The organism is Rothia nasimurium (assembly GCF_004569295.1).
Taxonomy (GTDB): domain Bacteria; phylum Actinomycetota; class Actinomycetes; order Actinomycetales; family Micrococcaceae; genus Rothia; species Rothia nasimurium_B.
On sequence record NZ_SPQC01000033.1, the window covers coordinates 1 to 23,652 of the forward strand.

The following is a 23,652-nucleotide window of genomic DNA, read 5'->3' on the forward strand; positions in this document are numbered from 1 at the left end:
GGGCAGGGAGGGTAGAGAGAGATTGACCGGGTAGTAGAAATCAATGGCCTGGTTGGCGTAGGTGCTGGCGCGCAGGAGTTCCTGGGCGCGGGTCAGGTTATAGGTATAGACCTGCGCCATGTCCTCTTTCTTCATCTGGAAGAGGGCGGGGATGAAGTCGGGGGCGGTATTGGTGCCCTGGGGGTAGTAGGCCTCGACGATAGCGGCCCTGTCGATGGCGCGGGCCAGGGCCTGGCGCACCCGGGCGTCGTCGAAGGCCGGGTGGGAGAGGTTGATACTGATATAGGCAATCGCGTAGGGGTCGCGGGACTGCACTGCATACCCGTCCAGAGCCAGGGGGACGTAGTCTTTGAGGGCTACCTGGTCGCAGGCGTCGATGCTGCCTTCGAGCAGGTTGTAGTAGCGCTTTTCGGCATCGGGGATGGTAAGGAATTCGATGGTGCCAAGGTCGGGGGCCTGCCCCCGGTAGGAGTTGTTGCGGGTGAGGACGGCAGTGCTGCCGTCCCAGGAGCTCAGCGTAAAGGCACCGGTTCCTACGGGGGAGCCGGTGAGGTAGCCGTCTGCCCCGATAGTGCTGGGTAAGACCAGCCCGTAGGCCGGCTGGGTGAGGGCCTTGAGGAAGCTGCGGGAGGGGCGGGTAAGCACAATGGTAATGCTTGTATCGCTGGGGGCTGACCAGCTGTTGACCAGGGAGCCTAGCTGGCTGCCATCGGCTGCCTGAGCTGTTCCAAAGAGCTGGTGGAAGGGCTGGGTCATGCGGGTCAGAGGAGCCTTCCCCAGGCGAGACCAACGCTCGATGTTGGCCAGTACACTACTGGCTGTCAGCTGGCTGCCGTCGCTAAAGGTGGCGTTCTCAACCAGGGTGAAGGTGTAGGTGAGGCCATCCTCGCTGATCTCCCAACTCTTGGCAAGAGAGGGAGCAGGCTCGCCGGTGTTGACGTCGGCCCGCACCAGGGGTTCTAGAATCTGGGCGCTGATGCGGTGGCTTTCTACCCGGTAGGTAGCTGCCGGGTCAAGGGTGAGTACCTGGGCGCCCTGGGCAAAACGGAAGGTGGGGCCTGCGCTCTCGGTGGCGGAGGCGGACGCCGTGGGGGTGGCCTCGGTGGAGGCTGAACAGGCGGAAAGGGCTAGGCCGGCGGTCAGCAGGGAACCGTAGTGAAGCAGGGTGCGACGAGTGAGGGCTGGTGCTGCCATGAGAGAATCCCCTTCGTTCTGAGGCTCGTTGGCCTAGGCTGTGGACGCCAGGTTCTGGTTATCAAAAAACCCGTCCAACCGTGGATAAACCGGGCTGAACGGGTATTTCGTCAGTGTGCGCGAGGAGGGACTTGAACCCTCACGCCGTAAGGCACAGGAACCTAAATCCTGCGTGTCTGCCAATTTCACCACTCGCGCATGCGGTGCTGTCAGCACAACAGTGTCTATGCTACAACACCTGAGGAGGTTTTGCTAAATGCGGCCGCCCTTAGGAGTCGATACCTAGATCTCTGCGGAGCTTGGCAACATGGCCCTTAGCGCGGACGTTGTACTGGGCGACCTCAATCATTCCCTTCTCGTCGATGACGAGGGTGGAGCGAATCAGACCCACATAGGTCTTGCCGTAGTTTTTCTTTTCATCCCAGGCCCCGTAGGCTTCCGCAACCGCGTGGTCTTCATCGGAGAGCAGGGGGAAGGTGAGCTCCTGGTTCTCGGTGAAAGTATCGAGGGCCTTGACGCTGTCGGGTGAGATGCCCAGGACGGCGTAGCCGTGCGAGGTGAGCGAGGCCAGGTTGTCTCTAAAATCGCAGGCCTGGGTGGTGCACCCGGGGGTGGAGGCCTTGGGATAGAAATAGACGATGACCTTCTGCCCTGCGTAGTCGGCCAGGGAGACGGTGCCACCTCCTGTAGTGGGCAGGGTGAACTGGGGTGCGGGGGTTCCCGGAGTAAGTCGTTCCACGGGCGTCCTTTCACATGGTGAACAGAATAGGGGTGCAGCCTACCGGGCTGCGGCCTTGCTTCCAGCTTATCAGGGGCAAGGAGCCCTGATTTTTAGCGGAAAAAACAGGGTTGTTCAACAATTACTCAGTGTACAGTTGGTTATGTCAAGCACCTGTCATGTCTAGGCATATAAGTGCTGAGTATGCTTATAATGGTGCTATGCCAGAAATTTGTAATTGGTCGATTAGTCGACTCCTCTCAACTGCAGCGCGCATGCTGGAATACAGCTGGAATGATCAGCTGAAGTCACTTGGGCTTACCCATGCTGGCGTAACAGCTCTTGGCGTCATTGCCCGCGAAGGCATGATTTCACAGGTAAAAGTTGCCTCCCTTGTAGGTGTGCAGGCCCAGACCATGGGTAAGACCCTTGCGCGACTCGAAGCACACGGGCACGTTTTCCGCACCCGTAACACTATTGACCGCCGCAGCTACCTTCTAGGTATTACCGAAGAGGGGCGGCGCGTGCTGGCCGAAGCAGAGAACATTGACCGCAAGCTTGGATCTGCCGGTGAGCTCTCAAACCCGGAATTCCGCGAGATGCTCATTCACATTATTGAAAGCCTCAATGAATATCACGGTGGTGGCGAGGTGCTCGATGATGTTGCAGGTGAGCACACTGCCCAGATTGGGGCTATTACTAAATCTTTAGCAGAGGCTCCGTCGGCAGAAGCCGACGTACCTGAGGCTAATGTCACGGAGCCTATCGTTGACCGCGCCAATACCGCTGTTATGGATGTTATTACGCCAGAGATGATTGCTGAGTACTGTAAGTAGTGCTTCTGGGCCTCCTGCCGATAGATAGAGCGGGAGGCCTTCTGTATATGATGCACATCTGTACTTTTTATGAGGGTGCTCACAAATGCCCTTTTTTGGCTTGCGTGCCTCAAAAAAGGTGCGTATAGTAGAACCCGTTGCTGAGACAGGTTCTCGGTCTGACGAATAAATATGCGCCTCTAGCTCAATTGGCAGAGCAATTGACTCTTAATCAATGGGTTCTGGGTTCGAGTCCCAGGGGGCGCACAGCGTAAGAAGCCCGACCGGCTAGCCGGTCGGGCTTCTTTTTGTCCAAAAGCGGCCGCTTGGGGTGTATATGTGACGCTTATGTGGAAGTGCTCACAAATTCCCTTTTTTGGCTTGCGTGCCTCAAAAAAGGTGCGTATAGTAGAACCCGTTGCTGAGACAGGTTCTCGGTCTGACAAGTAAATATGCGCCTCTAGCTCAATTGGCAGAGCAATTGACTCTTAATCAATGGGTTCTGGGTTCGAGTCCCAGGGGGCGCACAGCGTAAGAAGCCCGACCGGCTAGCCGGTCGGGCTTCTTTTTTATTCATCCTGGTTTATCTGCGTCTAGTCTTCAGATGATGCCCAGATCTTTTGTCTATGGGCTTCACCCTAGGGGAGGGCTAGAGCTCCCAGGCCTCAATGATGACGCGCTTAAAATCTTCAATATCAAGTGCCTGATCCAGTACGCCGCTACCTTCTGTTGTCTGGACGGTCATGTGGGGCTCGAAGGTGAGAGAAAAGGAGGTGCCGTTCGTGGATTCTAGCCCAAAGGAAAACTCTGAAAGGCTAAAGGTACGGGCGGCATTTGTGTTGTCGATAGAAGTGGGAGTTCCGGTGCCACGAACTTCGGGCAAGGAGAGCGGGGCGATGACGGACTCTCGCGGGGTGTCCCTGTAGCCGATGAGGAAGTGGCTCTGGTTTTCTTCCTGATGAGATGCCAGATCGGGGTTGCGGTAGATAGATGAACCTGTAGCAAAAACTAGGTTGTAGGCCCCATAGTTAATAATCTGACTATCAAAGACAGTGTGCAGGGCCTTGGCAATTTCACTACTGGTGAGCTGGGGTTCAGTCATGCCATCAGTCTACGTGCTATAGCTGAAGTCTTGGCCAGAAAAGTGCTACTGATTGCCTAAAAGTCTTTAAATGACGATGTGCAGCTTTGTGTCGTTTGACCAGGCTAGATCGCTTTACCCCTCCCCGTTGGTGTCTTGAGGGGTGAACTAGCTGTGTCATATTCTAAGACTGGTTTGACCGGTGTGCCCTTGAGCACCAAGAATAAGGGGTATGACAACATGCCAGCAGTCACAGATTATTCTTGTGGTGCGACTCGTGAATGAGTGCGCAGCATAAGTCTTTGATGTGTCTTACGGCGTGCGCACCCTTCGCTCAACCAGGCGGAGGGTTTTTTCTAGGTTTATCCGCAACCCGGCACTACCTACACCCAACGGGCGCACCCACCGCTCACACACAAGATCATCTTCAGACCATCGCGAGGATTACCAATGACAGCGGGAAATCCCATCAACCCTGCAGATCTAGCTAAAAACCTGGGCAACCGTAGCAGCTCAGAAACCTCACCGGTAGAGCGTATGACCGGCTCGCAGGCCATCGTCCGCTCCCTCGAAGAACTGGGTGTTACCGATATCTTCGGCCTGCCTGGCGGCGCAATTCTGCCCACCTACGACCCCCTCTTTGACTCTGAAAAGCTCAACCACATCCTGGTGCGCCACGAGCAGGGGGCAGGGCACGCTGCAGAAGGCTATGCTGTCGCCAGCGGCAAGGTCGGCGTAGCTATTGCCACCTCGGGCCCCGGTGCCACCAACCTGCTCACCGCCATTGCGGACGCCAACATGGACTCTGTTCCCATGGTCTGCATCACCGGCCAGGTCTCATCAAAGGTCATCGGCACCGATGCCTTCCAGGAAGCCGACATCGTGGGCATGACTATGCCCATCACCAAGCACTCCTTTATGGTGCGCGATGCCCAGGAGATTCCCCGCTGCATCGCCACCGCCTTCAAAATCGCTGCAACCGGCCGCCCCGGTCCCGTCCTTGTTGATATCACCAAGGACGCCCAGCAGGGCATGATGGACTTCTCCTGGCCGCCCGCTAACACCGCCCCCCGCGGCTACAATCCCGTCACCCGCGGCCACTCCAAGCAGATTCGCGAAGCGGCCAAGCTTATCACCGAGTCCCGGCGCCCTGTCCTCTACGTGGGCGGCGGAGTCGTCCGCGCTGAAGCGTCCGACGAGCTGCTCAAGTTGGCTAAGACCATTGGTGCACCCGTCGTCACCACCCTGACCGCCCGTGGCGCCTATCCCGACTCGGACCCCCAGAACCTGGGCATGCCCGGTATGCACGGCACCGTCCCGGCAGTGACCGCCATGCAGAAGTCCGATCTGCTCATTGCCCTGGGTGCCCGTTTTGATGACCGCGTCACCGGCGTCGTCTCAGAATTCGCTCCGCATGCTAAAGTCATCCACGTCGATGTAGACCCCGCAGAAATCTCAAAGATTCGTATTGCCGACGTACCCATCGTGGGCGACCTACGCTACGTGCTGCCCGAAATCAACGAGATTCTCGAAGGTGAGTTCGCCTCTGAACTTCCCGACCTGACCGACTGGTGGACGCTGGTCAACCGCTTCAAGGAAACCTACCCCCTGGGCTACACCAAGACTGACGATGGCCTGGGTTCCCCCCAGTACGTCATCCAAAAGCTGAGCGAGCTCACCGGCCCCGATGCCTACTACGTCACCGGCGTGGGCCAGCACCAGATGTGGTCGGCCCAGTTTATCCAGAGCGAAAACCCCCGCCACTTCATCAATTCAGCTGGCCTGGGCACCATGGGCTTCTCTGTCCCCGCCGCTATGGGCGTCAAGGTTGCCTTCCCCGACTCTGTCGTGTGGGCTATTGATGGTGACGGCTGCTTCCAGATGACCAACCAGGAACTGGCCACCTGCGTGCAGAATAACATTCCCATCAAGGTTGCCATTATCAACAACTCGTCCTTGGGTATGGTGCGCCAGTGGCAGAACCTCTTCTACGATGGCCGCTACTCTAACACCCACCTCAAGACCGGCATGGGTACCGAGCGCGTGCCCGACTTTGTCAAGCTGGCTGAAGCCTACGGCTGCGCCGCCTTGCGCTGCGAGAGCGATGCAGACGTAGAAGACACCATCAAGCAGGCCCTGGCGATCAACGACCGCCCCGTCGTCGTAGACTTCAACGTCAGCCCCGATGCCCTAGTCTGGCCCATGGTGCCCGCCGGTGTATCGAACGACCAGATTCAGATTGCTAAAGATATCTCACCCTCCTGGGGCGAAGATGAGGAGATGCTATGAGCCGCCACACCCTCTCGGTTCTTGTAGAAGATAAGCCCGGCGTGCTAGCCAGAGTCTCAGGTCTCTTTGCCCGCCGCATGTTCAACATTGATTCCCTGGCCGTTGGTCCCACCGAAGTTCCCGGCATCTCCCGCATCACCGTGGTGGTCGACGCCGAGGGCGTGCTGCTTGAACAGGTCACCAAACAGCTTAACAAGCTGATTCACGTGCTCAAGATTGTGGAGCTACCCGACGACCAGTCGGCCCAGCGTGACCACATTCTCATCAAGGTCAAGGCGGACACGACAGCCCGCATCCAGGTCACCCAGGCCGCCGACCTCTTCCGCGCCAAGATTGTGGACGTCTCTACCGAGTCCGTCATTATCGAGGCCACCGGCTCTGCCAATAAGATTAACGCCCTGCTTGAGGTGCTTGAACCCTTTGGCGTCCGCGAAATCGTGCGCGCTGGCACCATCGGGCTTTCTCGCGGCCCCCGCTCCATGAGCGAAAAGGCCCTGCGTAGCTAGGGCAAGAGCCACCCAAAAATATCGTTCCAAAATATGAAACCCGCGTCTCAAAATTGGCCGAACCTACTAGGCTAGAGACTAACGGTTCATCACAACCAAGGTTTAGCAGTAGCTGCTGCCCCTCAACCGATCAAGGAGATCGAAACATCATGGCAAAGATCTACTACAACGACGACGCAGATCTGGCGAACATCGCAGAACGCTCCGTCGCCATCATCGGCTACGGTTCCCAGGGCCACGCCCACGCCCTCAACCTGCGTGACTCCGGCGTAGACGTCCGCGTTGGTCTTGCAGAAGGCTCAAAGTCACGCGCCAAGGCAGAAGCAGAAGGACTGCGCGTCCTTACCGTTGCAGAAGCAGCAGCAGAAGCAGACGTCATCATGATCCTCACCCCCGACCAGGTTCAGGCAGAGGTCTACAAGAACGACATCGCCCCCAACCTCAACGAAGGTGATGCCCTCTTCTTCGCCCACGGCTTCAACATCGTCTTCGGCTACATCGAAGCTCCCGAGGGCGTCGACGTTGCCATGGTTGCCCCCAAGGGCCCCGGACACACCGTCCGCCGTGAATTTGAGGCAGGACGCGCCGTGCCCGCCCTCGTAGCGGTTGAAAAGGACGCCTCAGGTAAGGCCCTCGATCTGGCCCTGGCTTACGCCAAGGCTATGGGTGCAACCCGTGCAGGCGTCATTGAAACTACCTTCAAGGAAGAAGCCGAATCAGACCTCTTCGGCGAGCAGGCAGTACTCTGCGGTGGCGCTTCCCAGTTGATTCAGTACGGCTTCGAAACCCTGACCGAAGCTGGCTACCAGCCCGAAATCGCCTACTTCGAGGTGCTGCACGAGCTCAAGCTGATTGTTGACCTCATGATTGAGGGCGGCATTGCCAAGCAGCGCTGGTCCATCTCAGACACCGCTGAATACGGCGACTACGTCTCAGGCCCCCGCGTGATCACCCCCGAGGTCAAGGAAAACATGAAGGCTGTTCTGGCCGACATCCAGGACGGCACCTTCGCCAAGCGCTTCATGGAAGACCAGGCAGCCGGCGGCCCCGAGTTCAAGGAACTGCGTGCTGAGGGTGAAGCCCACCCCATCGAAGCAACCGGTCGCGAATTGCGCAAGCTCTTTGCCTGGAACAATTCCGTTGACTCAGACTACGTCGACGGCTCAGTTGCCCGCTAAGCCAAGCTACTCTCACCTGCACCAGCAGTGAATTCTAAAGAGCCGGCTACCTCACCCACCCCAGGGCAAGGTAGCCGGCTCTTGCCAACCCCCAGTAAACTGGGGGGGGAGCGGTCTCGCTACAGCCGTACGGTGAACTGTAGCCTGCCAACCGCACTCCTGCTCTTTTTAGAGCACCCCTACCAGCGGCGTCCTTAGGGTCCGAAGCGCCAGCTGCTCCACTTTCTCTAACCGTCACCCGCTATCTAAGGAAACCACCTGTGACTGCAAAACCCGTCGTTCTGCTCGCTGAAGAACTCTCACCCGCCACCGTTGAAGCCCTGGGCCCCGACTTTGAAATCCGCTCCTGCGACGGCGCCAACCGCGATGAACTCCTCCCCGCCATTGCCGATGTAGACGCTATTTTGGTGCGATCAGCCACCCAAGTCGACGCAGAAGCTATTGCCGCTGCCAAAAAGCTCAAGGTCATCGCCCGCGCAGGTGTCGGCCTCGACAACGTCGATATCAAGGCTGCCACCAAGGCAGGCGTCATGGTGGTCAACGCTCCCACCTCCAACGTCATTTCCGCCGCCGAACTCACTGTCGGCCACATTCTGGGCCTGGCCCGTAACATCGCCGTTGCCGACGCCTCCATGAAGGCCGGCCAGTGGAAGCGCTCCGCCTTCTCAGGCGTTGAGCTCTTTGAAAAGACCATCGGCATTATCGGCCTGGGCCGAATCGGTGGTCTGGTTGCAGAACGCCTCAAGGCCTTCGGTACCGAAATCATCGCCTACGACCCCTTCGTCACCTCAGCCCGCGCAGCAGCCCTGGGCGCAGAACTGGTTGAGCTGGATGAGCTAGTGGAGCGCTCTGACTTCATCACCATCCACATGCCCCGCACCCCCGAAACCCTGGGCATGATCAACGCCGAGAGCTTCAAGAAGATGAAGAAGACCGCCTACGTGGTCAACGTAGCCCGCGGTGGCCTCATTGACGAAGCAGACCTTGACGTAGCCCTGCGCTCAGGTGAAATTGCTGGCGCTGCCATTGACGTCTACGTCAAGGAACCCGCCAAGAACGTACCCTTCGTTGAGCTGCCCAACGTAGTTGCCACCCCCCACCTGGGCGCCTCCACCTTCGAAGCCCAGGAAAAGGCCGGCATCTCGGTTGCAAAATCTGTACGCCTGGCCCTTGAGGGCGACCTGGTGCCCGACGCCGTCAACGTCGCAGGCGGCGCCATCGACAAGGACGTCCGACCCGGCGTCCCCCTGGCAGAGAAGGTCGGCCGCATCCTCACCGCCATCGGCGGCGACGAAGCTCTCACCCGCGTCGAGGTCAAGATCGCCGGTGAAATCGCCACCAAGGACGTCACCTCCCTCAAACTCTCAGCCCTCAAGGGCGTCTTCACCGACGTCGTCTCAGACAAGGTTTCCTACGTCAACGCCCCCGTGCTAGCCGAACAGCGCGGTGTTGAGGTCGAGCTGGTCACCACCACCGAAACCGACTACTTTCGCAACGAAACCGTGCTCACCGGCGCCCTAGCCAATGGTGAGGTCGTTTCTGTAGCCGGTACCGTCACCGGCCCCAAGCTGATCGAGAAGCTGACCAACGTCAATGGCTTCGATGTGGAAATCCCCATCACCGACCACATGCTGGTTCTGGAGTATGTAGATCGCCCGGGCGTCATTGCCGCTATCGGTACCCTGCTGGGCACCGCCTCCATCAATATCGCCGGTATGCAGGTCTCCCGCAACGACAAGAATGCTGAAGCTCTCTGCGTCCTGGCTCTGGACTCAGCCCTCTCAGCCGAGGTGCTCGAATCCATCAAGCGCGTGGTCAACGCCTCCCGCGCGGCGGTTATTAACCTGGCTGACTAGCTAGAAGCGCGGGTAGGCTTTCTCTTGCCGACTAACCTTCTTGGTCTCGCGCTAGGGCGCTCGACTAATTCATGCCAGCCCCAGCCAGTCGGCTTCGGGAAAGCCCACCCGCGCCTTTTCCCGTGTGAAATAGCGTTCGCAGTGGTCGCTGTAAACGGGTAAAGTGGTAGCTATGACTTCTACCCCGTACTACATCACCACTGCGATTTCTTACCCCAACGGCGCCCCCCATATCGGGCACGCCTACGAGGTTATTGCCGCCGACACCATGGCCCGCTTCAAGAAGCTTGACGGCTTCGACGTGCGCTTCATGACCGGTACCGATGAGCACGGGCAGAAGATGCAGACCACCGCTGCCAAACAGGGCAAGACCCCCAAAGAACTGGCAGACGAGAACTCAGCCCGCTTCCGCGCTATGGCCGATTTGGTAGGTGCCGACTACGACCGTTTCATGCGCACCACCGATGCCGACCACTACGCTGCCTCTCAGGCTATCTGGAAGAAGATGGAAGAGAACGGCGACATCTACCTCGATAAGTACGCCGGCTGGTACTCCGTACGCGATGAGGCCTACTACACCGAGGAAGAAACCGAGGTGCGGGACGGTGTCCGCTACGCTATCTCCACCGGTACCGAGGTTGAATGGACTGAAGAGGAATCCTACTTCTTCCGTCTCTCCAAGTACGGCGACCGCCTGCTGGAGCTCTACTCCACCGAGGGCTTCGTTTACCCCGAATCCCGCCGCAATGAGCTGGCAGCCTTCATCAAGAACGGCCTGACCGACCTTTCCATCTCCCGCACCACCTTCGACTGGGGTGTGTCGGTTCCCGGCAACGACAAGCACGTTATGTACGTCTGGGTGGATGCTCTGACCAACTACATCACCGGCCTGGGCTACCCCGATACCGAGGGCGAACTCTTCACTAAGTTCTGGCCTGCTGATGTACATATGATTGGTAAGGACATCACCCGCTTCCACGCCATCTACTGGCCCGCCTTCCTCTGGTCAGCCGGCCTTGAAATCCCCAAGCGGGTCTTTGGCCACGGCTTCCTGCTGGTTGACGGCGAGAAGATGAGCAAGTCTATCGGCAACGTAGTTGACCCCGCTGATCTGGTCGCCAGCTTCGGCCTGGATCAGCTGCGCTTCTTCCTGCTGCGCGATGTCTCCTTCGGCCAGGACGGCTCCTACTCAGCTGAAGGCATCAAGAACCGCATCAACTCAGACCTAGCTAATGACCTGGGTAACCTGGCCCAGCGTTCCCTCTCCATGGTCGCTAAGAACTGCGAGGGCAAGGTTCCTGCCCACGGTGCCTTCACCGCAGAAGATACCGCCATGCTTGAGATGGCAGCGGCCCTGTACGAGCCCGTCCGCGCTGACTTCGATGAGCAGGCCTTCCACCGCGCCCTGGAGCGCATCTGGCAAGTTGTGGGTGAAGCTAACCGCTACTTCACTGCCCAGGAGCCCTGGAAGCTGCGCAAGACCGACCTGGAGCGCATGAACACCGTGCTCTATGTGACCGCCGAGGTACTCCGCATCGTCGCTACTCTCACCCAGCCGGTTATGCCCACTTCCATGGGCAAGATGCTCGACCTGCTGGCGGTTGCTCCTGAGAACCGCGTCTTTGCAGCGCTTGACCGGGCTCTAGAACCCGGCACCGAGCTGCCTGCCCCTGCCCCCATCTTCCCCCGCTACGAGGAACCCAAGAGCGCCTAGGTTACGAGCAGGGTATCCAGCAAACGTATAAGGACGCGGCCCCCACCTTTCGCGCGAAAGGTGGGGGCCGCGTCCTGATGTTTACATCCGAGAGGCTAGAACCAGCCGAGCTCAGTGACCTTGTAGTAGACCATCTGAGACAGGGCAATGTACCCCCAGCCGTTCAGGTGCAGGCCGTCGGAGGAGTATAGGGACGGGGGAATCTGCCCGGCCTCGTAGGCCTTACGGTCTTCATTTGAAGACCAGACACCCGAACCAGAAAGAGCACCGTAGCGCAGCCAGGACTCCTGGGTGGTCTCGCGCAGGTAGGTCTCGGGGTTCATGAACTTAGCCCCGTAGGTGCTTGCCGCCCACTCGTTGTAGGCCTTGACTTTTTTGACGCGGCCAGAGTCGAGAGTATCGCCCTTCGATGCAAAGTGGCCCATCACGATGGTGCGCTCTGGGGCAAGGTCGTAGCATCGCTGGGTGTCCTGGGTGATGCGGTCGTAATCGCTGATATTGTTACGGCCAATCTGAAGCACGTGGTAAGAAGAACGGCTAATCATCTCCTGGTAGGAGTAGAACCAGGCTGCTTCAGTATTGGCGGGGGCGTAGATTTCTTCTCCGGGCACGACGCGGGTGAAAGTATAGGTGCCCTCGGTTTTACCAGCTTCGAGGACGCCTGCTACACCACCAACATAACCGGGTACGTAAGCGCTGGCACCCCAGGCAACATACGTAGAGTCTGACAGAGTGATGTTGACGCTTCCGCTGGCCGGGATTCGGTCGTTGGGGAAGGAGAGCTTATAGATGTTGTTTGCTACGCCTCGGCGGGCTGCGATCATGGTGGAGGTTTCGCCACCGCGGCCAAATTCTAAAACCGGTGCTGAAAGGTAGCTGCTGAGCAGGGCTTCCATGCTCGCATTGAACCCCGCAGGCACGCCCTGGTCGGCTTGGGCACCTTCGAAGGAGGAGCTACCCCACAGAGCCAGGGAGGGACCGGTGACGGTGGGGTAGGTGAAATCTGAGGGGAAGACGCTGGCGGTTGCGTCTGCTGCGTGGGCGGTAGCGTTGATGGCTACGGTTCCTGCTGCGGTGGCAACACTGGCCACACCTGTGAAGGCGGCAAAGCGCATGAGGCCACGGCGGCTGGTCTGAAGTCCTTGCTGGTCAAGGGAGGTCATGGCGTTTGTAGTCTGCTTTCTGTGACGAGGTCGTCGTGGATTCATTTGATGATTGTGGTGATGCTGCTTCTTCATAGTAGTTAGAATTGAGGCTGATTATCTAGGGAGGACGCCGTGTCATTACTTACGAACCGCTGTGTAAAAGGACTCGCTGTGTTTGGCTGTTTTACAGCTTTAGGGCTGGCCGGGTGTTCTTCGCAGCCTCAGAACTTTGATGAGCTGACTGCTGAGACCGCTAAGACCGAGCATCTTGATGCCCTGCAGTCTTGGATTTTCCCGCCTGCTGAGGCTGAGTCTGCCCGCCGGGCTTTTGTGGAGCGCTGTGTGGCTGAGGCCAGCGGTAGCTACAAGGAGCCCGAAGTTGGGCTGACCTTGGATTCTGCTGTCTACACGGGCCGCACCACCGAGGAGCTGAAGGCTTCTGGTTATGGCCAGCTGCCTGCCGCTGAGGGGCGGGCGACCGCCAGCTTCGACGAGGCGGGGCTGGACGCCTACCTGGGTAAGGACGGCGAAACCTTTACCGTGACCTTCATGGAGTACTCCAGCGGCGAGCTGAACTCGGCTGGCTGCATGGCTCAGAGCTACGAGTACATTTACGGCTCTGTGGAGAGCGGCGTGAAGGCGGCCCTGCTGGCCCCTGAATTCGCCCAGGCTATTGAGACCAGCTTGCGGGCCGATGAGAACTACCTGGCCTTGCAGGAGTCGTGGGCTACCTGCATGAATGACGCGGGGTTCGGCCAGGCCTCGAGCACCGACCAGGCTGCTTATAGCGCTAGCCTACTGGGGGCCGATAGCTCCGAGAAGATGCTGCAGACCGATATTTCCTGCCGTGAGAGCATTTCCTTCGACTCTTCTATCACCGGCCTGAAGAACTCCTACTATGAGGCGGTCTACCAGCGTCTTGAGCAGTTCTCTGAAGAACTTGAGGCTACCCACGCCACAGCTGGGGAGCGGGTTGCCGCTGATAAGACCGACCCCAAGAACACCTCACCGGTGACGGTATCCACCCCCACCGCTAGCCCCACTGCCAGCTAAGGCAGGGGCGGGCGTCCGCCTGTCTGAGGGGGCGGATGCCCGCCCCGCCCTGCTAGTTCACCTCCTGTAGGGCAGCAACCGGCGGTATGCGGGAGGCTGACCGGGCCGGGAAGAAGACCGTGGCCCAGGCCAGGGTAAGGCCGCCTGCGATAACTGCTAGGTAGTGCCAGGCCTGCACGCTGTAGACCAGGTTGAAATTGTTGACAGCAAAAACCTGGAGCAGGAGTAGGGCGGTGATAAGGCCGGCTCCTGCACCCCTTATCCTGCAAGCTGGCTTTTTCGGTGGCTACGCCCGAAAGCTCACCCGCATCGAGGCCGGTGATTTCGGCGATGGGGTTGAGCACCGAGAAACGGTCGCTCCAGCTGATACCGGGGTCAAAATTAGCCTGGAGCAGGCCTTCACCAGTGTTTTGCCCGGTAGGGTCTACCAGGTCTGTGCCGCTGATGAGGTTGCCGTTCTGTGCGGTTATGAGGAAGCCATGCAGCGTATCGGGGGTGATACTGACGGTGAGTTCTACAGCGTCACGGGTTCCTTCGATGTAGAGCTGCTGGCCCTCCTGTACCCCGAAGGAGTCTGCATAGGCCTGGCTCAGCAGCACCGTCTGCTCGGTTAGTTTCTGGCCGGTTTGTTCACCGTGCAGGCGGGTGAGGGTCTCGGGGTCTATGGAGTAGACCGTTGTGCTGAACCTGCCATCGGACGAGGTCAGTACACTACCCTGGGGCAGGGCCACAAGGGCGGCGTCCACACCGTCGAGCTGGGAAACCTGACGCTGTATCTCCTGGAGGCGGGCGATGTCTGGTTCTGCAAGTACCGCTTCAACGTCGTAGGGGTAGTTGCGGTCTAGTTCTGCCATGAAGCTTTGCTGCATGGTGGAGTAGCCGGTGAGGGCTGCGCTGACGAAGGCCGCACAGATGAAGACCATACGGACGGTCACGGAGGCGGACGCCCGTGATTGGGCGATGTTGCTGTGGGCCAGGGCCGCGGTGGAGTAGGGACGGGCAAAGATTCGGAGCAGGGCGATGCCCGGTGCGACGAGCAGGGGAGCTGCCACCACGAAGGTGAGGGCAGCCAGAACTGTGGCTACCGCAATCAGAAATTCGTCTTCTCCCTGAAGCCCGGGCAAGGCGCAGGCTACCGTAGCCAGGGTGAGTACAAGGCAGAGGCCGATATAAGCCCAGGTGTGCCTGGCGCGGGGAGCGTTCGGAAGCTTCTGGTAGCCATTGAGCGCCGCCACCGGTGGTATGGTGCGGGTCGCCCAGACCGGCTTGAGCGCCGCCAGGAGGGTAACGAGCGTGCAGACCAGCATAGCGAGAGCACCCGCTATCGGGTTAAAGGTGATGCGGCCACTTTCGTTGAAAACTAGAGCGGCAAGGTAGGCGGTGATGATACCCGCGAGGGAGGAGAGCGCGCCGAGGGCTGCTGCCTCAACCAGGAGCATGCGCACCACCGCTAGGCGGGTAGCACCCAGGGTGCGGAGCAGGGCCAGTTCACGGGAGCGGGCTGCCGCATGTACCTTGTAGGTGCTGGCGATGATGAAGGAGCTCATAAGGAGCGAAAGAGCCCCAAAGCCGAAGAGGATAGAGAGCAGGGCGGTGTAGCTGCCCGCTCCCTTGCCGACGTCGTTTCTAATCTGTTCTTCAACCGACGAGACAGTAAGGGATGGGGAGTTCGCAAGAGCCTGCTTGAGCTCTACTAAGGACGTGGAGGTGGGGTCTTTGAGTTTCAGAATAACTTGCTCGTAGATACCGTCGGGGGTGCTCACCCAGTAGGCGTGGCTGCGTTCGATGTAGTTTGCTACACCGTTACCCGGTGTAAAGACCATATCTGGTCCGGCGCCATAGCCGCTGGGGTATTCATAGATGCCGGTGATGGTGTAGGCCGCCTGGGGGAGAGGCTCTGTCATGTCGGTCTGCTCGGTTACGGTAGAAAGATCATCGAGGACGACCGTCCCGCCCACCCCTACAGAGAGAGCTTCGGCTGCCCGGTCGGTAATCACTATCTGATGGGCGGACGTCGGCAGGCTGCCCTCTTTCAGGGAGTAGGGGAAGAACGCCTCAGCGGGCATATCGGCTCGGACGATGCTGTAGGTGCTCTCTGCCTGCTCTTCTTCAGCCGGTATATAGATAACGGCGTAGGTAGCGGTCACTGCCCAGGTCGATTCAACTGCGGGGAGATTTTCTATCCGGTCAGCCTGGTCCTGGGTGAGAAGGTAGTCAGTGGTGTCCCCCTGAGAGAACCTGTTGGTGGTTTCGACAACGGCATCAGCAGTTGAGTACTTCTGGCCTGCTGCCTGCCTCACCTCGTCATAGAAGGAGGTATTAATCAGTAGCACAGCGGTGAGAAAGAAAGCTGAAATCGCGATGCCGATAGAGGTGAGGGCAAAGCGCAGGCGGTGCTTGCCCAGGTTGGAGAAAGCGACGGTACTTAGGGTGGTGGCCATGCTAGTCACCCAGCCTTGCCAGGGCTGAGAGCACACTGGTCTGGGTGGGGGCTTCGAGCCCGCCGGCTAGCTGGCCGTCCTTGAGCAGCAGAACCCGGTCGGCGTAGGAGGCCGCGAGCGGGTCGTGGGTCACCATCAGAATGGTCTGCCCCTGTTCCCGGCTGGCCTGCTGTAGGAGCCCCAGCACCTCGGTGCTGGTCGCCGAGTCGAGGGCGCCGGTGGGTTCGTCCGCAAAAATGACGGCCGGGCGCGGGAGCAGGGCCCGGGCGATCGCTACCCGCTGCTGCTGCCCACCGGAGAGCTGGGAGGGCAGGTGTTTGAGACGGTCCTCAAGGCTCAGGGTGCGTACCAGCTCATCGCGCCAGATGGTATCAACTGCCATCTTGGCCAGCCCCAGGGGCAGCTCCATATTCTGGGCCGCTGTGAGCGTGGGTATCAGGTTGAAGGCCTGAAAAATAAAGCCGATATTACGGGCCCGGAACTCAGCTAGGGCGGCGTCCTTGAGCCCTGTTAGCTCCACACCCTTGACCTGTACGGACGTCTGCTCCCCGGAGTCGGGGGCATCGAGAGTTGCCAGGGTGTGCAGCAGGGTTGACTTGCCGGAGCCAGAGGGGCCCATGATGGCCGTGAACTTGCCCCGCTCAAAATCAATTGAAATGTTGCGCAGGGCGTGGACGGGGGACTCACCCGCGTAGGTTTTAGAAAGATTCCGGGCAGAAACAGCGATGGGAATAGTGTGTGAGGTGCTCATACTCCCAGTATGGCAAGGCACATCGCACCGGGGAGTGATTGGGAAGAGCTGGGCCTCATACCTAGGTATGAGAATAGGTTCTGCAGACTCACAGCGAGCGTGAGCCTGCGGAACCTAATAATTTTCAGTATTGAAGGTTAAACCAGCCCTGCCTCGTAGGCAATAATCACTGCCTGCACACGGTCGCGGGCCTCAAGCTTAGCCAGAATATGCGAGACATGGGTTTTGACGGTCGCCTCAGAAACAAAGAGCTGCTGGGCCATCTCACCATTCGACAGTCCCTGGGCAATGAGCAAAAACAGCTCGCGCTCGCGGTTGGTCAGGCTGGCAATCTTCTCAGCGTGTTTCTGGGGTGTCTGCTGGGTGGGCGCGCCCCCTGCCAGGTGGGGAATCATCTGCTCGAGCAGCCGCTTGGTGGCGCTGGGGGCGATGACGGCGTCCCCGCGCTGCACCGTCCGAATAGCCCCGAGAAGCTGCTCGGGCGGGGCGTCCTTGAGTAGGAAGCCGCTGGCTCCGCGCTGGACCGCGGCGTACACGTAGTCGTCGATATCAAAGGTGGTCAGCATGACCACCTTGACCTCGGGGTGGGCTGCGATGATAGCGCCTGTGGCTTCGATGCCATCGAGCACCGGCATGCGCACGTCCATGAGCACTACATCAGGCCCCAGCCCCGCGGCCTGCAGCTCGGCGACCAGCTTGATAGCCTGCTGACCGTCCCCGGCCTGGGCCACCACCTGCATATCGGCCTGCGAGCCAATCAGCATAGCCAGGCCAGAACGCACGAGCTGCTGGTCATCTACAAGAAGAACTCTAATCACGGTTTTACTCTATCGCTCCTGATCATCATTGGGTGGCTGGTTCTTATTTAAGCGGGTCTAGGGCACGAAAGGAATCTGAGCAAAAACCCTAAAAGAACCATCAGCTAGGCGGCCGTAGTGCAGGGTGCCGTGGTACATATCAACGCGTTCGCGCATGCCCAGCAGGCCCCGGCGGGCACCGGGCAGGGGCTGGGTGGGCTCGGCCTGGGGCAGATTGGTGATGTCGATATCTAGGGTCTGCTTACCCTCGCTAATGGTGACGGTCACCAGGGGAGTACCCGGGCAGTGCTTGGCCACGTTGGTCAGGGCTTCTTGCACAATACGGTAGATGGTCAGGTCGGCACCCTGCGGTAGTTTCTCCTCAACTCCCGATACCGTGCTAAAGCGCACCGGTATGCCCAGCTTCTGGGTTTGTTCAATGAGCTGGGGGACGTTGTGTAGGGCCGGGAGGGGCTCAACGGTGGTGCCCTCATCGGTGCGCAGGACCCCCAGCAGGGTTCGCATCTGTTGTAGGGACGACCGCGCCGCCTCAGAAATCGTGCCCAAGGCGGCTAGCTCCACAGGCTCATTCTGCGCGGACGCCCCCGCCCCGCTCCCAGCCTGCTGGGCAGCGGCAGCGTAGCGGGCGCCGTCCGCCTGGGCAATGATGACAGACAGCGAATGAGCCACGATGTCGTGCATTTCGCGGGCAATGCGGGCTCGCTCATCGAGGGCGGCAAGGGCCCGCTCCTGCTCTCGCTCGTGTTCTAGCTGGCGGTTCCGCTCAATCAGGGCCCGGTGGCGGTTCTCGCGCAGGCGCCGGGAGTCGCCAAAGAACCAGGCAATCGTGACGATTGCTGCGCAGATAAAAACAGCGGTTAGGGCGGTGGCGTAGAACTCGAATGTACTTGGATTATTTGGCCAAAAAGGGGCGGGTGAGAACAAAGCCGCCGACGATTGCGGCCATAAGGGCCGCAACAAAGGTGCCAATACGTACCGGCTTCGAAAAGTACCGCACCAGGTGGTAGACCATCACTGAGGCAGCCCACCAGGAACCCACCGCCGGGTACTGAGCGGGTATGGTGATGAGAAGCGATACCACGACCAGAACCACGACCAGAACCGGCCGGGAATACCTGAAGTAGAGACTCGATGTAGCAACCAACCAGGCCACTATATAAACTAGCGCCCAGGTGCCATCTTCCATGGCGAGACCAAAGGCAAGCGTTATCACCAGGGTCAGTATCTGCCCCAGGGCAACAGCAAGCGCATTGACCAGCTTCTTCCGGCGCTGGGTAGTAGCCAGTTCTATCTGTAGGGTTTCCACCCTCATAAGTCTAAAAGCCGCCCCGGCCCCGGGAAGGCGGTGGCGGGCGTCCGCACCCCAAATTCATACCGCAGTATGAGCGCCTAGCACCACCGGCCGGGCAGTTTCGGTAGGCTTATACCCATGCAGTACATCTCAACCCGCGACACCACCCGCACCCCAGCTAAGTTCACCGATATTCTGCTCGGTGGTCTAGCCCCCGATGGCGGCCTCTACCTGCCCGAAACCTACCCCACCCTCGACGACGCCACTCTGACCCGCTGGCGCACTGTGCTTGCTGAGGAAGGCTACGCAGCTCTGGCCGCAGAAGTACTGCAGCTTTTCATCGACGATATTCCGGCTGAGGACATCAAGGCTATGACCGCCCGGGCCTACTCCTCCCCCAAGTTCGCCTCAGAAGAGATTGTTCCGGTGACTGAACTGGAACCCGGTATTCTGATTGGCCACCTGTCTGAGGGCCCCACCGCCGCCTTCAAGGACATGGCCATGCAGCTGCTGGGTGAGCTCTTTGAATACGAGCTGGGCCGCCGCGGCGAAACCCTCAACATTGTGGGCGCTACATCGGGCGATACCGGTTCATCTGCCGAATACGCCATGCGCGGCCGTCCCGGTATTAAGGTCTTTATGCTCACCCCCGCCGGGCGCATGACCCCCTTCCAGCAGGCCCAGATGTTCGGCCTGGACGACGAAAACATCTTCAACGTCGCCCTCGATGGTGTATTCGATGACTGCCAGGACGTCGTCAAAGCCATCTCAGCTGACGCTGCCTTTAAGGCTGATAAGCGTATTGGTGCGGTGAACTCCATTAACTGGGCCCGCCTGATGGCTCAGATTGTGTACTATATTTCATCCTGGATTCGCGCTACCGAAAGCAACGACCAGCAGGTGTCCTTCTGCGTGCCCACCGGTAACTTCGGTGATATCTGCGCCGGCCATATCGCCCGCCAGATGGGCCTGCCCATCGACCGTCTGATTGTTGCCACCAACGAGAACGACGTGCTCGACGAATTCTTCCACACCGGCGACTACCGGGTGCGTTCTTCGGCTGATACCTACGAGACTTCCAGCCCCTCAATGGATATCTCCCGTGCGTCCAACTTTGAGCGCTTTATCTATGACCTGCTGGGCCGTGACGCTGAGCGTACCGCCGATTTCTTTGGTCTCAAGGTGCCTCAGGGCGGCTTCTCCTTGACCAATGACCCTGCCTTTGCAGAGGCGGCTGAGCGCTACGGCTTTGCCTCGGGCCGCTCAACCCACGCCGACCGCGTCGCCACCATCCGCGATGCCAACGAGCGCCTGGGTGTGCTGTTTGACCCCCACACCGCGGACGGCGTCAAGGTCGCCCGCGACTGGGCAGAGAAGGTAGATACCCCCATCATCTGCCTGGAAACCGCCCTGCCGGTTAAGTTCGCTGAAACCATCCTTGAAGCCACCGGCGCCGAGCCCGCTATTCCTGAGCGTTTTGCCGGCATCATGGACGCCGACCGCCACGTCATCGACCTGCCCAACGATGTTGAGGCGGTCAAGGAGCTGATTGAGAAGAACGTCTAACCGTTCTCACCACCTATAGAACCACATGCCTTGTTGAGCCCCGATTAAATTCTGGGGCTGGTGACAAGGCATGTGGTTCAGTTTTATAGTGTGGCTATGGAACAAGAAAAAGAGTTCTTTGCGGCGGTATTGCGCCTGGCCAAGCCCCACGCCCCAAACGACCGTGAACCGAATACAGCAGAACGTGAGGCAGCAATTGCTGCCCTTGAAGAAGCTCAGATTGAGCAGACCTGCGACTGTGGCACCTGCCCCACCTACAACCTGCTTTACCCGGGCGAGCCCATCGACCAGGACCTGCCCCGCACCTATCTATCCGTAGGTACCCAGGACGGGGAGACGCTCCTCCTCACCCACCTGACAGATGGCAGACTCACCACTTTAGAAGTAGCCCCCACCGGCAATAAGCCGGTAGCGGCCCTACCAGCTACCGACCACCTCACACCCTAGACCAATATATGAAACCACCAGTCAAAATATGGGCAAAGCTGCGCTCGCAGGACTAGCCTTAAACCATGACTGAAAACAGCTCCATCAACCTGGCAGTAATCCCCGGCGACGGCATCGGCCCCGAAGTAGTAGCCCAAGCCCACCGCGTCCTCACCCGCGCCGCCGAACTCGACAACATCACTGTCACCTCCACCGAATACCCCCTCGGTGCAGAACACTGGCTCGCAACCGGTCAGACCCTCACCGAAGAGACCAAGACCGCGCTCGCCCAGCACGACGCCATCCTCTTCGGCGCAGTGGGAGCCGACCCGCGCTCGTCCGCCGTGCCCAGCGGCCTGATCGAACGAGAAATCCTGCTCAACCTGCGTTTCTCCTTCGACCACTACATCAACCTGCGCCCCTCCCGCCTCTTCCCCGGCGCTGTCTCACCCCTGACCAACCCCGGCGATATCGACTTTGTAGTTGTCCGCGAAGGCACCGAAGGCCCTTACGCTGGTAACGGCGGTGTGCTCCGCACCGGAACCGACGCCGAAATCGCCACCGAAGTCTCGGTCAACACCGCCTACGGCATCGAGCGCCTGGTGCGCTACGCCTTCGAGTTGGCAGCCAGCCGCGAGAAGAAAAAGCTGACCCTGATTCACAAGACCAACGTGCTGGTCAACGCCGGTGCCCTCTACACCCGCATCTTCAACAAGGTCGCCGAAGAATACCCCCAGGTCACCACCGACTACCTGCACATCGACGCAGCCACCATCTTCTTCACCACCGACCCCGCCCGCTTCGACGTGATCGTTACCGATAACCTCTTCGGCGACATCCTTACCGACCAGGCAGGCGCCATCACCGGCGGTATCGGCTACGCAGCCTGCGGCAACATCAACGCCGACGGCACCTACCCCTCCATGTTCGAACCCGTGCACGGCTCAGCCCCCGACATCGCCGGGCAGAACAAGGCCAACCCGACCGCAACCGTCCTGGCCGCTGCTATGCTCCTGCGCCACCTGGGCCACGAGACCAGCGCCGCCCGCATCGAACAGGCAGTAGAAGCAGACCTCGCAGCCAACCCCGGCGCAACCCGCGCCACCGACGAAATAGGCGATGCAATCCTCGCCCAACTCCACTAAAACGTCAGCACCCCACCGAAACCGTTTGAAGGATGAACATGTCACTCGAATTCACTATCAACCGCAACCCCAACCCCGCCAGCGACGAACGCCGCGCAGAGATTCTCGCAAACCCCGGCTTCGGCAACTACTTCACCGACCACATGGTGCGCATCGACTGGCGCGGCACCCACACAGACGGCGGCGAATGGACCAACGCCCAGGTTCTGCCCTACGGCCCCCTGAGCCTGGACCCGGCGGCGTCCGTCTTCCACTATGGCCAGGAAATCTTCGAGGGTATCAAGGCCTACCGCCAGGCGGACGGATCCATCACCACCTTCCGCCCCGAAGAAAACGCTTCTCGTCTGAACAAGTCAGCTGACCGCCTGGTGCTGCCAAACCTGCCCGAAGAGCTCTTCGTTGAGGCAATCCGCCAGCTGGTGACTATTGACGCTGACTGGGTTCCCTCCGGTGAGGGCGAATCCCTCTACTTGCGCCCCTTCATGATTGCCACCGAGGCTTTCTTGGGTATTCGCCCGGCACACGAGGTTTCCTTCTTCATCATTGCGTCCCCTGCCGGTAACTACTTCGGCACCCCCAAGCCTGTCGATATCTGGCTTTCAACCACCTATGCCCGCGCTGGTGTGGGCGGCACCGGCGAGGCTAAGTGCGGCGGCAACTACGCGGCTTCTTTGGCTGCTCAGCTGGAGGGTGAGGCCCAGGGCTGCAAGCAGGTCATCTTCAAGGACCCCAACCGCGACGACGCCATTGAAGAGCTGGGTGGCATGAACGTTTTCTTCGTCTACAAGGACGGACGCATCGTCACCCCCGAGCTGACCGGCACGATTCTGCGCGGTGTGACCCGCAAGTCCATCATCAAGCTAGCTGAGGACCGCGGCCACACCGTTGAGGAACGCAAGATTACCCTGAGCGAGTGGCGCGAGGGCGTAGCAAACGGCGACATCACCGAGATTTTTGCCTGCGGTACCGCCGCCGTCATCCAGCCTATCGGCAACCTCAAGGGGGAGGGCCTACTTGTGCCTACCCCTGCCAGCGAGGGCGTCAACGGCGAAATCACTATGGCTATCCGCGAAGAGCTGGTGGGGATTCAAACGGGCAAGGTGGAGGACCGCTACGGCTGGCTGACCCGAATCGCCTAGAAAGTTACGGACGCTTATTGACAAGGGCATATCAGAGTTAAACTGGAAGGAGCCTAAGCGTCCTATAATTGGGCCATGACCTATACCCCCAGCCCCCAATGGTACAAGAACTGGCCCTGGCAACAAGACACCATCGTTCGTCTCCAAGCTAGCATCACAGGTAAAGAAGCGCGGACGGTGGTGCAGGCCTTCCTTGCCGCCCTCACCCTTGGCTCATCTAGAGTCTACTACAGTGGCGGTTACTGCTTCACCGAAATCCCAACCCCTGTAAGACCCAGGGAGGAGAGCCTAATACTCGAACTCTACTCAGCCGGAGAAGACGGCTTCGATTCTGTTCTCAACGGTGTAGAACACCTCGAAGAGTTCCTAGCAGGCTACCCCCATCTGACCATCACCTGGCAGGAACTTGAACCCCAAAAATCAAAGCTCTAGGGAACCCGTCAGGATTTGCTTCGACCAAGCCATCATCGCCTGAGTCTAGAGAGTAGCTGAAAAATCCACGGGGTAGGTACCATCTGAGTCAGAA

21 protein-coding genes and 3 tRNA genes are annotated in these 23,652 nt (G+C 59.4%); 14 read left to right on the forward strand and 10 right to left on the reverse strand.

The window, feature by feature from the left end:
• The 3 genes from E4U03_RS09035 to bcp all read right to left on the reverse strand — a co-directional run.
• Positions 1 to 1,194: ABC transporter substrate-binding protein (locus E4U03_RS09035; protein ID WP_135013220.1), on the reverse strand; the 1,194-nt coding region annotated here is incomplete at its 3' end.
• Between the two features lie 116 nt (positions 1,195 to 1,310).
• A tRNA-Leu gene (locus E4U03_RS09040) sits at positions 1,311 to 1,392 on the reverse strand.
• A 70-nt stretch (positions 1,393 to 1,462) separates the two neighbouring features.
• Positions 1,463 to 1,933, reverse strand: a complete 471-nt coding sequence (gene bcp, locus E4U03_RS09045; RefSeq protein WP_135013221.1) for a thioredoxin-dependent thiol peroxidase — start codon at positions 1,931 to 1,933, stop codon at positions 1,463 to 1,465.
• Between the two features lie 254 nt (positions 1,934 to 2,187).
• Here bcp and E4U03_RS09050 point away from each other — a divergent pair, with 254 nt between their 5' ends.
• From E4U03_RS09050 to E4U03_RS09060, 3 genes are all read left to right on the forward strand, one after another.
• Entirely contained in the window at positions 2,188 to 2,748 is a 561-nt protein-coding gene (locus E4U03_RS09050) for a MarR family winged helix-turn-helix transcriptional regulator (protein WP_167752378.1), read from the forward strand.
• A 173-nt stretch (positions 2,749 to 2,921) separates the two neighbouring features.
• Positions 2,922 to 2,994, forward strand: a tRNA-Lys gene (locus tag E4U03_RS09055).
• 187 nt (positions 2,995 to 3,181) lie between these two features.
• A tRNA-Lys gene (locus E4U03_RS09060) sits at positions 3,182 to 3,254 on the forward strand.
• A 122-nt stretch (positions 3,255 to 3,376) separates the two neighbouring features.
• Here E4U03_RS09060 and E4U03_RS09065 read toward each other — a convergent pair.
• Positions 3,377 to 3,829: a hypothetical protein gene (locus tag E4U03_RS09065; RefSeq protein ID WP_135013223.1), complete on the reverse strand. Its 453-nt coding sequence runs from the start codon at positions 3,827 to 3,829 to the stop codon at positions 3,377 to 3,379.
• A gap of 429 nt (positions 3,830 to 4,258) precedes the next feature.
• Between E4U03_RS09065 and E4U03_RS09070 the strand changes: the two genes are divergently transcribed.
• The 5 genes from E4U03_RS09070 (at position 4,259) to metG (ending at position 11,351) form a co-directional block, all read left to right on the forward strand.
• Entirely contained in the window at positions 4,259 to 6,097 is a 1,839-nt protein-coding gene (locus E4U03_RS09070) for an acetolactate synthase large subunit (RefSeq protein ID WP_135013224.1), read from the forward strand.
• Positions 6,094 to 6,603 carry an acetolactate synthase small subunit gene (gene ilvN, locus E4U03_RS09075; protein WP_135013225.1) on the forward strand — a complete coding sequence of 170 codons (510 nt, stop codon included), beginning with the start codon at positions 6,094 to 6,096 and terminating at the stop codon, positions 6,601 to 6,603. Before E4U03_RS09070 ends, ilvN begins: the two co-directional genes overlap by 4 nt.
• A gap of 53 nt (positions 6,604 to 6,656) precedes the next feature.
• A complete protein-coding gene (gene ilvC, locus E4U03_RS09080) occupies positions 6,657 to 7,781 on the forward strand; it encodes a ketol-acid reductoisomerase (protein WP_265588580.1) in 1,125 nt (374 codons plus the stop codon).
• A 260-nt stretch (positions 7,782 to 8,041) separates the two neighbouring features.
• Positions 8,042 to 9,637 (forward strand): phosphoglycerate dehydrogenase, encoded by a 1,596-nt coding sequence (serA, locus tag E4U03_RS09085; protein WP_135013226.1) that lies wholly within the window; start codon positions 8,042 to 8,044, stop codon positions 9,635 to 9,637.
• Positions 9,638 to 9,809: 172 nt separating this feature from the next.
• Positions 9,810 to 11,351 (forward strand): methionine--tRNA ligase, encoded by a 1,542-nt coding sequence (metG, locus tag E4U03_RS09090; RefSeq protein ID WP_135013227.1) that lies wholly within the window; start codon positions 9,810 to 9,812, stop codon positions 11,349 to 11,351.
• A gap of 95 nt (positions 11,352 to 11,446) precedes the next feature.
• Here metG and E4U03_RS09095 read toward each other — a convergent pair whose 3' ends face one another.
• Positions 11,447 to 12,514, reverse strand: coding sequence for a hypothetical protein (locus E4U03_RS09095; protein ID WP_135013228.1), 1,068 nt, complete (start codon positions 12,512 to 12,514; stop codon positions 11,447 to 11,449).
• Positions 12,515 to 12,667: 153 nt separating this feature from the next.
• On the opposite strand from E4U03_RS09095, the gene E4U03_RS09100 reads away from it, so the two are divergent.
• Entirely contained in the window at positions 12,668 to 13,549 is an 882-nt protein-coding gene (locus E4U03_RS09100; RefSeq protein WP_135013229.1) for a hypothetical protein, read from the forward strand.
• Here E4U03_RS09100 and E4U03_RS09105 read toward each other — a convergent pair.
• From E4U03_RS09105 to E4U03_RS09125, 5 genes are all read right to left on the reverse strand, one after another.
• Positions 13,546 to 15,990, reverse strand: a complete 2,445-nt coding sequence (locus E4U03_RS09105; protein ID WP_135013230.1) for an ABC transporter permease — start codon at positions 15,988 to 15,990, stop codon at positions 13,546 to 13,548. The two genes, E4U03_RS09100 and E4U03_RS09105, sit on opposite strands and share 4 nt — an antisense overlap.
• 1 nt (position 15,991) lies before the next feature.
• Entirely contained in the window at positions 15,992 to 16,741 is a 750-nt protein-coding gene (locus E4U03_RS09110; RefSeq protein ID WP_135013231.1) for an ABC transporter ATP-binding protein, read from the reverse strand.
• 137 nt (positions 16,742 to 16,878) lie between these two features.
• Positions 16,879 to 17,505 (reverse strand): response regulator, encoded by a 627-nt coding sequence (locus E4U03_RS09115; protein WP_135013243.1) that lies wholly within the window; start codon positions 17,503 to 17,505, stop codon positions 16,879 to 16,881.
• A 111-nt stretch (positions 17,506 to 17,616) separates the two neighbouring features.
• Positions 17,617 to 18,483, reverse strand: coding sequence for a sensor histidine kinase (locus tag E4U03_RS09120; protein ID WP_135013232.1), 867 nt, complete (start codon positions 18,481 to 18,483; stop codon positions 17,617 to 17,619).
• Positions 18,452 to 18,865 carry a hypothetical protein gene (locus E4U03_RS09125; RefSeq protein WP_135013233.1) on the reverse strand — a complete coding sequence of 138 codons (414 nt, stop codon included), beginning with the start codon at positions 18,863 to 18,865 and terminating at the stop codon, positions 18,452 to 18,454. Before E4U03_RS09125 ends, E4U03_RS09120 begins: the two co-directional genes overlap by 32 nt.
• A gap of 123 nt (positions 18,866 to 18,988) precedes the next feature.
• On the opposite strand from E4U03_RS09125, the gene thrC reads away from it, so the two are divergent.
• From thrC to E4U03_RS09150, 5 genes are all read left to right on the forward strand, one after another.
• Positions 18,989 to 20,416 (forward strand): threonine synthase, encoded by a 1,428-nt coding sequence (gene thrC / locus E4U03_RS09130; RefSeq protein WP_135013234.1) that lies wholly within the window; start codon positions 18,989 to 18,991, stop codon positions 20,414 to 20,416.
• Between the two features lie 96 nt (positions 20,417 to 20,512).
• Positions 20,513 to 20,863 (forward strand): hypothetical protein, encoded by a 351-nt coding sequence (locus E4U03_RS09135; protein WP_135013235.1) that lies wholly within the window; start codon positions 20,513 to 20,515, stop codon positions 20,861 to 20,863.
• 65 nt (positions 20,864 to 20,928) lie between these two features.
• Positions 20,929 to 21,987 carry a 3-isopropylmalate dehydrogenase gene (locus tag E4U03_RS09140; RefSeq protein WP_135013236.1) on the forward strand — a complete coding sequence of 353 codons (1,059 nt, stop codon included), beginning with the start codon at positions 20,929 to 20,931 and terminating at the stop codon, positions 21,985 to 21,987.
• Between the two features lie 38 nt (positions 21,988 to 22,025).
• A complete protein-coding gene (locus E4U03_RS09145) occupies positions 22,026 to 23,126 on the forward strand; it encodes a branched-chain amino acid aminotransferase (RefSeq protein WP_135013237.1) in 1,101 nt (366 codons plus the stop codon).
• A 75-nt stretch (positions 23,127 to 23,201) separates the two neighbouring features.
• Positions 23,202 to 23,558 (forward strand): hypothetical protein, encoded by a 357-nt coding sequence (locus tag E4U03_RS09150; RefSeq protein WP_135013238.1) that lies wholly within the window; start codon positions 23,202 to 23,204, stop codon positions 23,556 to 23,558.
• Positions 23,559 to 23,652: the final 94 nt, after the last annotated feature.